The following is a 13,803-nucleotide window of genomic DNA, read 5'->3' on the forward strand; positions in this document are numbered from 1 at the left end:
CGCAACGCTTACCGCGACGATCGTATGAAGCCGCATTTGATGGTCGGCTTCCTTGCGGTTCGCCACGAAGTTCAAGATACCCGCGGCGGATCGCGATCGATGAGATTGGCGCGGACCGCGCCACTGGATGGGTTCGCTTTTACGAGTTCGCTATTCGTTTTTTTCTTTGGATCAGCCAGGCCGCGCATCGACTGCAGGGCAACAGAAAATGTTCGAAGACTTTGAGGAAACTGGGCGCGGTACAGCGAATTCGCAACTGCTCCGCGCGCGGCCATGGCATCCGTCACGCAGCCCTGGCCGACCAAAACGGCACGGCGTGCCAAGCTTGAAAACTGGATGCGTTCTACCCGGCCGTCCAGGTTCCCCTGCCTGGGTTTGCCGTCCCCGTTGGAATAGTCCATGGCAGAGCGGCGCATTCGTAATGCGTAGGTCGTAGGTTCGATTCCTATTTCCGGTACCACGTAACTCCGAGAAGAAACAACCGCCCGGCCAACGATCCAACGGCCGGCAATCTTCCGGAAAGAAAAGGCCTCGCCACCCGCGAGGCCTTTTTTGTTTTCGGATCAATCGCAACTTCACCCCGAGAAGAAACAACCGCCCGGCCAACGATCCAACGGCCGGCAATCTTCCGGAAAGAAAAGGCCTCGCATCCGCGAGGCCTTTTTTATTCGCCGATCGATCGCAGCGCGATCGCACAGACATCGGCCGGCGACCGGCTCACAGCCCTCGATACCCCATGCTTTCCAGAGAGGTTTTCACCGAATCGATCAGGTTGTTGCAGTTGAATTCGAGCAAGTCGAGATGCATCTGCGACGGATCGTCCTTGCCTAGCACCCTATTGGCGGAATCCATCGCGTACTCCATGTGCATTTGAACAAGCTGCGCCGCTCTGCTGGCTTCGGTAGTGAGGATGGGGAATTTTTCGGAGAGACGCAAAACGCCCTCGGTGCTGAACTTCGCGAGATCGGTCAGGGCGTACTCACGGTAAACCGCGCCAGTGAACGCCCCACGGTTACTCAGTGCATGTACGGCCTTGTTCGCGGCGTGTCCAAGGTCGCTGAAAACCTTGAGCAGCTCGAACTCGAGTTGCCGGCGCGCGTTTGTTTCCCGGGTGGTGTTGAGAGCGTGGGTTTCGGTGGCGATTCGATTGGCGGCCCGGGTCAATGCCGCCGCAACGATGCCGACAAAGATCGTAGCCCCCACGGTGGCCCAATCGGCGACGTTTCCCCACTCAACCGCCTGCGGACAGAACTCCATAGAACCTCCCTTGTTCATGTGGTGAGTGGATTCTGCTGGGTGCCGGCCGGCCCGGCAACCGGCGCCGACACGGCGATGAGGCGGTGCGCGATTACGACCCGACGACCACCGAACGGCCTGTCAGGAATAGACGCGAGTGGTTGGTGCGTGGCCGACATTTGCCGCATCGCACGATGCCTTGCAGATGGCTTTTCATCGTGGATAACGATCGTTGATCGTCATCGTGACTGCGGCCGAACGCGCCGGTTTGCGCGCGCATTGCGATGACATACGCGTTGATACGCGCGTTTTGTGCATGCGTGGGTGCAAGGAATACGGACTTTCCTTTTTATTTTTATCGCGCGCCGTTTTTTCGTTGACGACTGCTTTGACGAATAGCAAAGTCGCGCTCAAGGAGCCTCTAAACTCCGCACAAAGCGGTGCCCACCTCCGATAACTAGGTGGGTTTTTCTTGCCTGTTGCATAGGCATGCCGACGCAGCGTCTTGCGTCGGGAGGGCGGCTAATACAACACCCGAAAGGGGAATACGCCCGCCGGCTTTGTGCGGTTTAGAGCCTCCCGACACCCCGCCTGCGTCAACCGACGCAGCGCGGGTTACCGCTCATGGACAGGAGTGCTGCGCATGCCCCGCAAGACCGAAGCCGCTATCCCCCGCGAAGGGGTGGTGATGCCCGTGGAAGCGTTCGAACAGCTTCATGCGTTCCAGCAGCAGTTGCACGGCATCGTGCGCACGCTGCAGCCCGAGGTGTTGTTGGCCATCGGCTATCGCAATTCGATGGACGAACAAGTCTTGCGCGACATTTTCACCGCGCTCGCAACATCGCTGGCGCCGGTGGTGGCGGCCTGCGTGTGGACGCCGGACGGCGACGATCACGGTGGGCTGGCCGGTACGCCTCGTCTGCATTGAGTCGGTGCGGGCAGACCGTGGGGGGAGGGCGGTCGCCGACGCGGGCGGTGTCGACTGCGGCGGCGGGGGATCGGGGCGATGCACGCGCTATGCGTTGAGTCCGGCCGGGCAGGTGCCGCGGGGCAGACGATGGGTTCGATACGGGGCGCGCAGGGTCGCGATCGCGAGGGGGCGTGTTTCGTGCCCCGGTCTTGAGCCTATGCCAGTGGGATGTGGGCCGTGGAGGTCCCGCCGCACGCCTTTGAGCTTCGGCCGCCCAGGGTCGAGGCCGGTTCGAACGGCTCGGAGCCTTGCGCTCAAGCCGCGAGGCTCGCCTCGCAAGCCTGTGAGGCCCGTGCGCAAGCGGCATTGCTCCGCTCGCAAGCCTCCAAGGCTTGCGCGCAAGCGGCATTGTTCCGGTCGCAAGCCTCCGAGGCTTGCGTTCGCAAAGCAAAATGCCTTGCGTGCGGTCCCGCGGCCTCGCTCGCCGGGCGTTGCGCTTTGCGCGCGAAGCCATTCGCCTGGCACGCAAGGCAAATAGGCTTGCGATCGCAACGCTGAAAGGCTTGCGCGCAAGCCGAAAGGGTGGCCGCCGGGGCTTTGAGCCTTGCGCGCGAACCTCCGAGCTGCGTCGTCGGGGTTCGCAGGGGCTGCGAGGTCTCCTCAGGCCGGTGGCGTCGTTGTCCAGTATCCGACCCAGGCATTCGGGCCGTCCGCGTCTTGCCACGCAACTCTGCTTTGCGCGAGGCGACCGGCGACCACGGCAAGCGACGGCCGCGTCGCATCACACCCGGCTCAAGGCGTCGGCTTCGTCTCGATCTTCTCGTACCCCGGCAAGTAATACCCGCCGCCGCCATCGGTGCCCGTCAGCGTCCGGCCTTTGCACGTGTACTGTTTCTCGTTGTACGAGTAATTGGTCTGGATGTAGCCGCGCTCCTCGTCGCGACTGCGGATCTGCGCGCCGACGCGCGAGGAATACGTCGCCTGCTCGGGGCCGGCTTCGACCACGCCGTCGGTGTCCACCAGCATCTGCCGCGTCACGCCGGGGCGGATTTCCTCGGGTGTGTCGGTGGCGGAGGCCAGGTCGGTGCGGTGCAAGTCCTGCAGGTGCGCCTTGCAGGCGGCGTAGTCGGCGAAATCGCGCGGCGGGACCGGCATGCCGGGCAGGTGGCCGCTGGCTTGCGCGGCGCCCACGGCGAGAGTCCAAACGAGCGTTGCGGCCCGAGCGACAAACACCCGCGCGCCGGGCCGTGGGCGATCACCGCGCCAAGCACGGTCGCGATTGCTTGCATGCAGAGGAATTTCGCCCATGAACCCAGCTCCGATCGGTCGGTATGCGTGCAACGGTAGCGTCGTAATGTAGCGCCGTTCGGCAGATTGTTGCGCACATCGGGTAGGGCGCGTGGCTGCGTTTGCCAACTGGCGCCGCGCGCGGCAGCACGGGCACAGGAGCCTGTTTTCGGTGGTCATCTTGCAGCGGTGCCGTATTTGGCCGAGTCGCGGCTTGAACCACGTAATGCTCGGGAGGAACGGTCGTGTCTCGACGCTCAGTCCATCGGCCGAGCACTGAGCATCGCCCATGCCGATGCATGCCGCTCGCTTTGCTCGTATCCGCGCAGCGAAATTTTCCAGGAGCCGTTCCATGGCCGAGCCCACCGCCGTCAACAGCCAGATCACCGACGCGATCACCCAATCCAACATCACCGTGCTCGGGCAATCGCCCGCATTCGCATTGGGGGTGGTGTACCAGACCCAGGCCCATGCGATCGGCTTGATGTTCCACAATGCGGTCGCGGCGCAGCAACAGCAGAACACCCTCGGACTTGCGGCCGTGCAGCGCAGCGTGATGCAGGTCGGCGACATGGGCGGCAGATTCACCGCCTCCGCGGGCGCGCCGATCCAGACGTTCGCGGCCGGCGCGACGGCGCCGGATCCCGCCGCCGCGCGGATCGATGCGACCACCGCGATCAGCCGTTTCGCGCAGGCATTGAGCGAAACAGGCGATCAAGCCGACGCCGCCGGCCACGATAAGCGCTTGCAGGCGCTGAAGCTGGCCGCCATGGCCGCTTGCGTCGAGGGCGCACTGCGCTCGCCGGAGAACGCGCAGGTCTATGGCGAATTGCTGGACACGATCAAGACCCTGGCCTGAGCGGCGCGGTGCGGAGGGCGGCCGCGGCTTCGGATCGATGTCGTGGACCGGCGCGTTGACCGGACTATTTGCGGCTGCTCTTTCCGGTCGAGTCGAGCGCCTTATAGGCCACCGACAAGGCGGCCAGCGCGATCAGGGTGACCGCTCCGAGTGCGCCTGCGTCGAGCACGGCGTCGATAAGGGCTTGCATGGGCTGCTCCAGGTTGGACGTTGGGTGGATTAGAGCAGGCCGCTGGCCGGATGCCCGGAGGGGAAATTTTCAGTTCCGCCCGAAGATCACGCCTTCCCATGGCGGTCGCGGCGGTGGACGCTTCAAAGCCGTGCGGCATCGGTCGCGCAAGGTAGCCTCCGAACGCGGGTCTCCGGCCAGGGCGAACAACAACTGCACGATGCTGACGAAGCGACTGACCGATACGCCATCGGCCCAGATGGTGATCGGCTCATCGAACAAGGTTTTGAATGCGCTGCGTACGCTGTCGATCAGCGCATCGCCGGCCCGGTCGGGTTTGCGCCCGCGCGCGTGCTTTTGCAGATGTGGATGCTCCAGTGCATCGGCTGCGGCTTGCGCCAACAGCCGTGGATCGACCCTGGCCAGGTCCTGGGCGCTCGACCCAGGGATCGCCACGCTGGCCTTGAGCAGGCTCTGTGCAAGCCGATCCCTGGCCTGCGGCGATATCGCGGCGAGTATTTCCTCGATGGTGCAAGCGTCGCGCGTGTCGGCATTGCGCAACTTGGCGAGGTCCCTGCGCAGTTGTTCGGTGGTGATCCGGAACGCCCCGTTCTTGGCGCTTTGGGCGAAACGCAGCGTGGCGTAGCGGGCGACGATCCAGGGGGCGGAATGGATCGCGAACGCGGGTGAAGTGAGATCGGCCAACGACAGCAGATTGCCGGCGATTTGCTTGCGCTCGTCCAACGGAACGGCGGTGGCGGGCGCCAGGAACGGTGCATGGCGAAACGCCAGGATGACGTTCGTCAATGTTTCCAGTTGTTGCTTGCCGATCGAGGGAGGGGCGGGCATCTGCTTGGAGACCAAGTGTGCGGGTCGAGAATGTAGCTCGATTGTCGGGTGGGGCCGTGCGCTGCCTGGGAGGGCGTCATGTGTGTTGCCGCTTCGTGTCAGGCGGGGGCGTTTCCCGGGCGTGAGCCGGCGGGCAGGGTATCAGTCGCATTCGATGCGACGTGGTCGGATCACTATGTCCTGTGCCCGCGGCGCTTGTCATCTGCGTGCATAGAACGTGAACCCACACTGCGCATCGGCGGCGTCTTCACCAATTCGCCATTCCTTCTTCACTATTTTTTATCGGGCCGATCGACACCATGCGCCGGCTTGCGGATCAACAGCAAACGCATCAACAGCGAAGGCACTGACGAAAATGCGCGTAGACGTATTCGTGGTAGGCAACGAGGAAGGGTATGTGGTGGCGCCGGCGGACAGCTGGCTGCCGCTGGACGAAATGAAGGCGCTCGGCGCGCTGCGCTTCGGCTGGACCATCGACACCGCGATGGCCATGCCTAAGCTGGATTGGCATGCGATCGCCAAGGACATCGATGCGCGCGGCTACAGCATCGTGGCCAGCGACGATGTCGGCGGGCTGTTGGCGCAGCCGCAGCAGACGCTGTATGCGATCTACCCCGAACAGCATCGGCCGATTGCGGCGTGAAGCGGCGGGGGCGGGTGCGTGCGGCGGCCGCTGGCTGGTCAATCCTGGCCTGGCGCGGCTTCGAGCTGTGGGGCGTTGATGAACGCGGTGGGTCGGATGCGTCGATTTAACCTCGACAACAGGTAGGCGCGGCGTAAGCCGCGATGGCGGACTCGGCCTGCATGGCAGGCGTGTTTCGCGGTCGCGGCTTGCGCCGCGCCTGCAGGTAGCTTGGGTTGGGTTGGTCGCGGCCGGTCGCAGGGCGGTGCAGCGGTGGCGTGTTGCCGCCGTACCCGACGCTTAGGCGATGGGCAGCCCCTGTAGGAGCGGCGCGAGCCGCGACTGCGAAACACGCTTGCGTCGTATGCGAGAGGTCGCGGTCGCGGCTTGCGCCGCTCCTACAGGTAGCACGGGTTGGATCGGTCGCGGCTGGTCACGGGACGGTGCAGCGACAGCGTGTTGCCATCGCAAACGATGCTTAGCTGATGGGCAGCCCCTGTAGGAGCGGCGTGAGCCGCGACCGCGAACCACGCTTGCGTCGTATGCGGGAGGTCGCGGTCGCGGCTTGCGCCGCTCCTACAGGCAGCTTGGGTTGGATTGGTCGCGGCCGGTCGCAGGACGGTGCAGCGACAGCGTGTTGCCATCGCACACGATGCTTAGCTGATGGGCAGCCCCCTGTAGGAGCGGCGCGAGCCGCGACCGCGAACCACGCTTGCGTCGTATGCGGGAGGTCGCGGTCGCGGCTTGCGCCGCCCCTACAGGTAGCTTGGGTTGGATTGGTCGCGGCCGGTCGCAGGACGGTGCAGCGACAGCGTGTTGCTATCGCGCACGACGCTTAGGTGATGGGCAGCCTCCTGTAGGAGCGGCGCGAGCCGCGACCGCGAAACACGCTTGCGTCGTATGCAGGAGGTCGCGGTCGCGGCTCACGCCGCTCCTACAGCCGGAGCCGAGCGCACGGTCAGGCTCGGGCGAGGGGGCGGCCCGGCCCGCGGTAGGACTTTGCCGCGACCGGCCCTGCCGTCTCGCACGATGCGACCGGCAGCCGCTACAGTGCGGTTCCGCTCCGTTCGCAGTGCTCTCGCCCGTGTCCAGCCTGTCCAAGTCGTCCAGCAAATCCGCCGCCTCCAAGGCCCGCACCGCCTACGTCTGCTCCGAATGCGGCGCCGACTACACCAAGTGGCAAGGGCAGTGTGGCGAATGCGGGGCCTGGAACACGCTCAGCGAGTTCGTGGTCGAGCCGGCGGTCAAGGCCGGCGCGGGCGGGGTCGCGGCGAGCCGACGCAGCAGTTGGGCCGGGCGCGCCGACGCGCCGGCGGTGACCGCGCTCAAGGACGTCAGCCACAGCGAGGAATCGCGGGTCAGCACCGGGATCGGCGAGTTCGACCGGGTGCTCGGCGGCGGCCTCGTGCACGGCGCGGTGGTGCTGGTCGGCGGCGACCCGGGCATCGGCAAGTCGACCCTGCTCTTGCAGGCGATCACGCGCATGGCCCAGACCCTGCCCGGGCTGTACGTGACCGGCGAGGAATCGCTGTCGCAGGTCGCCGGCCGCGCCTCGCGCCTGGGCCTGCCGCTGGACGGCGTGCATGCGCTGGCCGAGACCGGGGTCGAACGCATTCTCGAACACGCCTCACGGATGAAGCCGGCGCTGATCGTCGCCGACTCGGTGCAGACCCTGTGGACCGAACAACTCGCCGCCGCGCCGGGCTCGGTCAGCCAGGTGCGCGAGAGCGCGGCGCGGCTGGTGCGTTACGCCAAGGAGACCGGCACGGCCGTGTTCCTGGTCGGCCACGTCACCAAGGAAGGCGGCATCGCCGGCCCGCGCGTGCTCGAGCACATGGTCGACGCGGTGCTGTATTTCGAAGGCGAGAGCGGCAGCCGCTTCCGCGTGCTGCGCGCGTTCAAGAACCGCTTCGGCGCGGTCAACGAGCTCGGCGTGTTCGCGATGAGCGACAAGGGCCTGCGCGAAGTGCCCAACCCGTCGGCGATCTTCCTGTCCGGCAGCCGCACCCCGCAGCCGGGCAGCTGCGTGATGGTGACCCGCGAAGGCACCCGGCCGCTGTTGGTCGAAGTGCAGGCGCTGGTCGATTCCTCGCCGCTGTCGAACCCGCGCCGGGTCGCGGTCGGCATGGAACAAAATCGCCTGGCGATGCTGCTGGCGGTGCTGCACCGGCACGGCGGCATCTCGGTCGGCGACCAGGACGTGTTCGTCAACGTGGTCGGCGGCATCCGCGTGCAGGAAACCGCGGTCGATCTGCCGCTGCTGCTGGCGGTGCTGTCGTCGTTGCGCGATCAGCCGTTGGCCGAGCAGACCGTGGCCTTCGGCGAGGTCGGGCTGTCGGGCGAGATCCGTCCGGTGCCCAATGGCGAGGACCGCTTGAAGGAGGCGGCGACGCACGGCTTCAAGCGCGCCATCGTGCCCAAGGGCAACGCGCCGCGCGGCGGCAAGATCGGCGAGATGGAAGTGATCGCGGTCGAGCGCTTGTCGGAAGCGCTGGAAGCGGCGTGATCGGGGTGGATGCACGGCATGCGCAATGCCGGAATCGGCGCGGCATGGTCGATGCTGCGCGCGCCGGCGAAAGGGCGATGTCGCTGCCGCGACGGTCGTCGGCCGGCATAAGGCAGTAATCGCGAATGCCGCTTCAGTCGCAGCAGGAGCCGGGCGCCGCGCCGACGACGGCGGGGCGTGCGTTCGCGCGCTGGGTGTCGATCGCGTTGCATCCGTTCGCGGTGTTTATCGCATTGACCCTCGTCAGCGTGCGGGTGCTCGCGCCGCAGGCCTTGGGGCATGCGCTGATCGGCGTATCGGCGGCGGTGCTGGCGTGCTGGGCGTTCGTGTTGCAGCGGCGGCGCGCGGGGCATTGGTCGACGGTCGATGCCTCTCACGCCAGCGAGCGGCCGGTGTTGTACGCGGTGTTGCTGGCGATTCTCGCGGTGTGCTGGTGGTGGATGCGCGGGCAGGCGGCACCGCTGGCGCAGGGCATCGTCGCGGTCGCGGCGATGCTGGTCGCGGCGGCGGTGCTCAATCGCTGGATCAAGTTGTCGCTGCACATGGCCAGCCTGGCGTTCGCGGCGGTGTCGCTGCTGGCGCTGTGGCGGGTGGCCGGGATCGCGGCCGCGTGCGCATTGCCGCTGCTGGCTTGGGCGCGCTTGCGCATGGCGCGGCATTCGCCGGCCGAGGTGATCGGCGGCACGGTGTTGGGGGCGGTGTTCGCGTTGGCGTTGCGGGTGTGGGCAGGGTGAGTCGCGCGGACTTCGACTGTATTTCGTTGCAGTAAGTCTTTGTGCTGCAGGAGGTCTTTTGTGGGAGGGGCTTCAGCCCCGATGCTTTCCGATCAGATCGCTTGGCAGTTCAACCGCGCCGGAGCGAACAGCGTCGGGGCTGAAGCCCCTCCCACAAAAGACTTCGTGGGGCTCGATCAGACGGTATCTGATCCGGCCTTGTTGGATGCAACAAGACCGGATCGTAAAGGCCGCTAGAAACCACACGGATCCGGCAATACCCGCAAATCCGGGAGCGCCTGAAAGCCCCGGAAGCCCCGCGTTACGCCGCCGGCTTGGCCGCCTTGGCATGCGCATTGAGCAGCTCGACCAGCTTGGCTTCATCAAAGCCCTGCATGCTCTTGTCGCCGATGTAGATCACCGGGACGCTGTTGATCTTCAAACCGTCGGCTTCCTTGCGCGCGGTCTGGTCCTTGTCGATCACGCGCTCGACGAAACGCACGTTCTGTTTTTCCAGCAGCGCCTTGGCCTTCACGCAGAACGGGCAGGTCGACAAGGTGTACATCACCACTTCCCCGCCGCTGGCCTTGGCGTTGGCGTAGACCGCCGAGTAGTCGCCTTGGGTCACTTGCGCGCCGCCACCGCCGCCACCGATCAATCCGCTGTTACGGACCAGATAGCCCGCGCCTACGCCCAGGCCCAGGGCCAGGGCCACGACCAGGATGGTGGTCAGGATCGACTTGAAATTCATTCCTTGTCCTCTTTGAGTGGTGCGTCATGAAGCGTCGCGACCGCTCGTGCCAAGCGGTCGCGACAATGAGAGCGAGCTCAGCCCCGGCAGCCGCAGCGGTTGACGCAGGCCTGACGTTCGCGGAAGCAAGTGGCTCCGCCGCCTTCGGCGCGGCACAGGTCGTAAGCGGCGATGCAATCGTCCCAGCAGCGGGCGCATTGTTCGGGCGTGCTGCCGCTGGAGAAGGCGCTGAGCGACATCGCCAGGCCGAAGCAGAACGCGGCGCCGATCGACAGCCGGCGCGTGGTAAGTCTCAACATCACTGTTCCTCCTTGTGCCCGTCACTGGGCCGCTAGGGTTATATCACCGGCGCGGTGCCGAGCCACCGCGGTGAAGTCATGGCGGATGTGACCGGCGTTGCGGAAATCCGGTGCCACGGGTCGTTGCGATGCCGCTCGTGGATTCGCCCGAGGGCCGACCGCGCCATGGCGACGCGTGCAGGCCGCCGATTCGCTGCACTGCGGCACGAATCTGCGCGCGATGGCGCGAGTTCCGGAGGAGCGTGAGCTCCTCCGGATGGGCTCGATCGGATCAGGGAATCGGGCAGCCGCAGATATTGCCGCAGTAGTTGAAATTTTCCTGGCACACGCTGGCCGGTTGTCCCGACGCGCGGCAGGCGCGGCGCTCGGCGAAGCAGCCGTCCCAGCAGTCCGCGCAGCTGGCGGCGAATGCGTTCATCGAAAAGGCCAGGCCGAAGCAGAAGGCGATGGTGGCGGAAATGCGGTTGCGCTTGTCGAACATGGCGATGCTCTCCTTTGATGGATCGGTGACGATCGGTGCACGGTGGGTTGTCGGCGGTATCACGGGATCTGGCAGCCGCAGCGACGGCCGCAGGCGTTGTAGTTCGCCGTGCAGACCGAAGCGGGACTGCCCGCCGCGCGGCAGGCCTGGCGTTGGGCGAAGCAGCCTTGCCAGCATTCCTCGCAGGTGGCGGCGAACGCGCTCATCGAAAATGCGAGGCCGAAACAGAACGCACAGGCGGCCATCACTCGGTTGCTCTTGCTGATCGACATCTAACGTCTCCTTGGTCTGGTGAAACCCACGCTCGTCGTGAGCGTGTGGCGATGGACGCCGATGCGATGCGCGAAGCCTGCGTCCAGGGGCGTCGCGTAGAGCGATGCATCGTGTGGCGAGCATGCCCGGCTTGCGTCGGCGGCTCGATCCAACGCAGTACAGCGCACTCAACGGCCACCGAAATCGGGCCGGAATCGGCTGCGTTGACGGAACGGCGATAGCCGTCGAAAAAACGCAATTCCGCTGCGGTGCAGCAGGAATTTGTGATCTCCGCTCAGGTTTATGAACACGCCTTGGCACACATTCGAGCCCTTGGCCGTAACAACCCTCGTGACAAGGAGCGTGCGATGGCGCTGCGTATCCTGTTCCTGTGCACCGCCTACAACGGACTGGCGCAACGCGCCTGGGCCGAGTTGAGCGAACTGGGCCACCAGATCGCGGTGCAGGTCGCGTCCGATCCGGACACCATGCGCGCCGCGGTCGCGCGCGAACGGCCGCAGCTGATCGTCGCGCCGATGCTGAAGTCGGCGATCCCGGACGACATCTGGACCCGGCATACCTGCCTGATCGTGCATCCGGGCATCGTCGGCGATCGCGGCCCGTCGTCGTTGGACTGGGCGATCGTCGAAGGCGAACCCGATTGGGGCGTGACCGTGCTGCAGGCGGCGGCCGAGATGGACGCCGGCGACATCTGGGCCAGCGCGGGCTTCGCCATGCGCGGCGCGTCCAAGAGCCAGTTGTACCGGCACGAAGTCACCGACGCGGCGGTGCGCGCGTTGTTGCAGGCGGTGGAGCGCTTCGAATCCGGCGATTATCGGCCGCAACCGCTGGACTACACGCGCGCCGACGTGCGCGGCCGCCTGCGCGCGAGCATGCGTCCGGCCGATCGCAGCCTGGACTGGGCGATGGACGACGCGACGCTGCTTGCGCGCATCCGCAGCGGCGACAGTTCGCCCGGCGCGCGCGGCGAGATCGCCGGCCTGCGCTGCCATGTGTTCGGCGCGCATGTCGAACCCTCGCTGCGCGGCCGACCGGGCGAATTGCTGGGACAGCGCGACGGCGCGGTCTGCATCGCCACCGGCGACGGTGCGCTATGGCTCAGTCATCTGCGCGAGAAAGACGGCATCAAGCTGCCGGCGACGCGGGTGCTGGGCGAACAGCGCCTGCACGGCATCGTGGCGCGAGCGTCGAAACCCGCGACTTCGGTGGCCGGGCGGCGCGATCACGGTTATCGCCAGATCCGTTACCGCGAAATCGGCGCGGTGGGTTATCTGCATTTCGATTTCTACAACGGCGCGATGTCGACCGCGCAATGCGACCGACTGCGTACCGCGTTTTTGCAGGCGCGCCGGCGGCCGACCCGCACGATCGTGTTGATGGGCGGCAGCGATATCTGGTCCAACGGCATCCACCTCAACACCATCCAGGCCGCGGCCGATCCGGCGCTGGAATCGTGGCGCAACATCCTGGCGATGAATGCCTTGGTGCGCGAGATCGTGCTGACCGATTCGCACCTGGTGATCTCGGCGATGCAGGGCAATTCGGGCGCGGGCGGGGTGATCCTCGCGCTCGCGGCCGATCAGGTGTGGGCGCGGCGCGGCGCGGTCATGAACCCGCATTACAAGGGCATGGGCGGCTTGTACGGTTCGGAGTATTGGACCTACCTGCTGCCGCGCCGGGTCGGCGAGACGCTGGCGCAGGAACTGACCGAAGGCCTGCGCCCGATCGGCACGGCCGGCGCCGAGCGCATCGGCCTGATCGACGCGACGTTCGGCGCCAGCGGCGCGGATTTCGTCGCCCACGTCGAACAGCGCGCCGAGCGCGCCACCGATCCGGCCAGCGTGCGCAAGGCGCTGGCGAGCAAGCGCCGGCGCCGCGCGATCGACGAGCGCCGCAAGCCGCTGGAGAGTTATGGGGCGGAGGAGTTGGCGCATATGTATCGCAACTTCTTCGGCAGTGACCGGAGTTATCACGAGGCGCGGCATCGGTTCGTGCATAAGTGTTGCGTGGCGCCGGGTTGCGAGGTTGCGCCGGTTGAGGTGGTGGTCGATCGGGATCGGGCTACGGCTTAGGTCGAATGGGTTGATTCTTGGGGGGCGCGGCCATATGGCCGAGCACAGTGTCGCCTTGCCTTGCCCAAGCCCAAGCCCAAGCCAAAATTCGCGTAGTTCATCCAGCGCCGCGAGGCGACTCACTCGCTAGAACGAAAACATATCCGGAGGGCGGCGCACATGGCCTGCGCCGTAGCCGTAATTCGCGGTCGCGGCTTGCGCCGCTCCCACAGGGAGGCCATTCGGCTTTAGCTTGAAGTCTTGCAGTTCATCCAGCGCTGAGAGGCAGCTCACTCGCGCGAACAACAGCACACCCGGAGGGCGGCGCACATGGATGTGCGCCGTGCGCCACCGAGACAGGATGTCTCGTGTGGCGCATGCCTGCGTATGCTCCGCACTTGCGGGCTCTTGATTCACAGAAAAGCGTTTTTCTTTGGTTACCTTTCTTTTGTCGCTTTTGACAAAAGAAAGTGACCCGCCGCTTTAGTGGCGGAAGCTTTTGATCCTGCTTGTAGCTCCTAAAGCTTTAGAGCTTTGAAGCTCTAGAGCCTTTGAGGCAAAGGCAACGGCTTTCGTCCGCAAGCGGCCGAGTTACTTTCTTTTGTCAAAAGCGACAAAAGAAAGGTAACCAAAGAAAAACGCTTTTTTGTGGATCAAGGGCCCGCAAGTGCGGAGCATACGCAGGCATGCGCCACACGGGACATCCATGTCCCGGTGGCGCACGGCGTGCATCCTGCACACCGCCCTCCGGGTGTGCTTTTGCTAACGCGAGTTACATGCCTCGCAGCGCTGGGAGT

Annotated in this window: 15 protein-coding genes, 1 tRNA gene and 1 pseudogene; 8 read left to right on the forward strand and 9 right to left on the reverse strand. The window is 65.6% G+C overall.

Annotated elements, in window-relative coordinates; genetic code table 11:
* Nucleotides 1-71: 71 nt before the first annotated feature.
* The gene (locus tag KME82_RS08905) at nucleotides 72-401 is read right to left on the reverse strand and encodes a hypothetical protein (RefSeq protein WP_215498186.1); all 330 of its coding nucleotides are present in this window, start codon (nucleotides 399-401) and stop codon (nucleotides 72-74) included.
* Between KME82_RS08905 and KME82_RS08910 the strand changes: the two genes are divergently transcribed.
* Nucleotides 387-460: transfer RNA gene (locus tag KME82_RS08910), tRNA-Thr, on the forward strand. The two genes, KME82_RS08905 and KME82_RS08910, sit on opposite strands and share 15 nt — an antisense overlap.
* Before the next feature lie 257 nt (nucleotides 461-717).
* Here the strand turns inward: KME82_RS08910 and KME82_RS08915 are convergent.
* Nucleotides 718-1,275, reverse strand: a complete 558-nt coding sequence (locus tag KME82_RS08915; protein ID WP_215498187.1) for a hypothetical protein — start codon at nucleotides 1,273-1,275, stop codon at nucleotides 718-720.
* Nucleotides 1,276-1,879: 604 nt separating this feature from the next.
* Here KME82_RS08915 and KME82_RS08920 point away from each other — a divergent pair.
* Nucleotides 1,880-2,164 carry a hypothetical protein gene (locus KME82_RS08920; protein WP_215498188.1) on the forward strand — a complete coding sequence of 95 codons (285 nt, stop codon included), beginning with the start codon at nucleotides 1,880-1,882 and terminating at the stop codon, nucleotides 2,162-2,164.
* Nucleotides 2,165-2,938: 774 nt separating this feature from the next.
* Here the strand turns inward: KME82_RS08920 and KME82_RS08925 are convergent.
* Nucleotides 2,939-3,454, reverse strand: coding sequence for a hypothetical protein (locus tag KME82_RS08925; protein WP_215498189.1), 516 nt, complete (start codon nucleotides 3,452-3,454; stop codon nucleotides 2,939-2,941).
* A gap of 331 nt (nucleotides 3,455-3,785) precedes the next feature.
* On the opposite strand from KME82_RS08925, the pseudogene KME82_RS26875 reads away from it, so the two are divergent.
* A pseudogene (locus tag KME82_RS26875) lies at nucleotides 3,786-4,070 on the forward strand (RebB family R body protein); the annotation flags it as partial.
* A gap of 286 nt (nucleotides 4,071-4,356) precedes the next feature.
* On the opposite strand, the gene KME82_RS26815 reads toward KME82_RS26875, so the two are convergent.
* Together KME82_RS26815 and KME82_RS08935 are read right to left on the reverse strand one after the other, a co-directional pair.
* Complete coding sequence (locus KME82_RS26815) at nucleotides 4,357-4,482, reverse strand: hypothetical protein (RefSeq protein ID WP_286673209.1); 126 nt, start codon at nucleotides 4,480-4,482, stop codon at nucleotides 4,357-4,359.
* A gap of 69 nt (nucleotides 4,483-4,551) precedes the next feature.
* Entirely contained in the window at nucleotides 4,552-5,325 is a 774-nt protein-coding gene (locus tag KME82_RS08935) for a hypothetical protein (RefSeq protein ID WP_215498190.1), read from the reverse strand.
* A 340-nt stretch (nucleotides 5,326-5,665) separates the two neighbouring features.
* On the opposite strand from KME82_RS08935, the gene KME82_RS08940 reads away from it, so the two are divergent.
* The 4 genes from KME82_RS08940 (at nucleotide 5,666) to KME82_RS27080 (ending at nucleotide 9,409) form a co-directional block, all read left to right on the forward strand.
* Nucleotides 5,666-5,953, forward strand: a complete 288-nt coding sequence (locus KME82_RS08940; protein WP_148650303.1) for a hypothetical protein — start codon at nucleotides 5,666-5,668, stop codon at nucleotides 5,951-5,953.
* Nucleotides 5,954-7,025: 1,072 nt separating this feature from the next.
* Entirely contained in the window at nucleotides 7,026-8,438 is a 1,413-nt protein-coding gene (radA, locus tag KME82_RS08945; protein WP_215499023.1) for a DNA repair protein RadA, read from the forward strand.
* Between the two features lie 125 nt (nucleotides 8,439-8,563).
* Nucleotides 8,564-9,172 carry a hypothetical protein gene (locus KME82_RS08950; RefSeq protein WP_215498191.1) on the forward strand — a complete coding sequence of 203 codons (609 nt, stop codon included), beginning with the start codon at nucleotides 8,564-8,566 and terminating at the stop codon, nucleotides 9,170-9,172.
* A gap of 60 nt (nucleotides 9,173-9,232) precedes the next feature.
* Entirely contained in the window at nucleotides 9,233-9,409 is a 177-nt protein-coding gene (locus tag KME82_RS27080; RefSeq protein ID WP_430538810.1) for a DUF6053 domain-containing protein, read from the forward strand.
* Between the two features lie 64 nt (nucleotides 9,410-9,473).
* On the opposite strand, the gene KME82_RS08955 is transcribed toward KME82_RS27080, so the two are convergent.
* The 4 genes from KME82_RS08955 to KME82_RS08970 form a co-directional block, all read right to left on the reverse strand.
* Entirely contained in the window at nucleotides 9,474-9,902 is a 429-nt protein-coding gene (locus tag KME82_RS08955) for a glutaredoxin family protein (protein ID WP_215498192.1), read from the reverse strand.
* A 77-nt stretch (nucleotides 9,903-9,979) separates the two neighbouring features.
* Complete coding sequence (locus KME82_RS08960) at nucleotides 9,980-10,201, reverse strand: hypothetical protein (protein ID WP_215498193.1); 222 nt, start codon at nucleotides 10,199-10,201, stop codon at nucleotides 9,980-9,982.
* 271 nt (nucleotides 10,202-10,472) lie between these two features.
* Nucleotides 10,473-10,682 carry a hypothetical protein gene (locus tag KME82_RS08965; RefSeq protein WP_215498194.1) on the reverse strand — a complete coding sequence of 70 codons (210 nt, stop codon included), beginning with the start codon at nucleotides 10,680-10,682 and terminating at the stop codon, nucleotides 10,473-10,475.
* 59 nt (nucleotides 10,683-10,741) lie between these two features.
* Nucleotides 10,742-10,954, reverse strand: a complete 213-nt coding sequence (locus KME82_RS08970; RefSeq protein WP_215498195.1) for a hypothetical protein — start codon at nucleotides 10,952-10,954, stop codon at nucleotides 10,742-10,744.
* A gap of 348 nt (nucleotides 10,955-11,302) precedes the next feature.
* Between KME82_RS08970 and KME82_RS08975 the strand changes: the two genes are divergently transcribed.
* Nucleotides 11,303-13,027 (forward strand): hydrogenase maturation protein, encoded by a 1,725-nt coding sequence (locus KME82_RS08975; RefSeq protein WP_215498196.1) that lies wholly within the window; start codon nucleotides 11,303-11,305, stop codon nucleotides 13,025-13,027.
* Nucleotides 13,028-13,803: the final 776 nt, after the last annotated feature.

The sequence above is a fragment of the Lysobacter capsici genome (assembly GCF_018732085.1).
Lineage (GTDB): Bacteria > Pseudomonadota > Gammaproteobacteria > Xanthomonadales > Xanthomonadaceae > Lysobacter > Lysobacter capsici_A.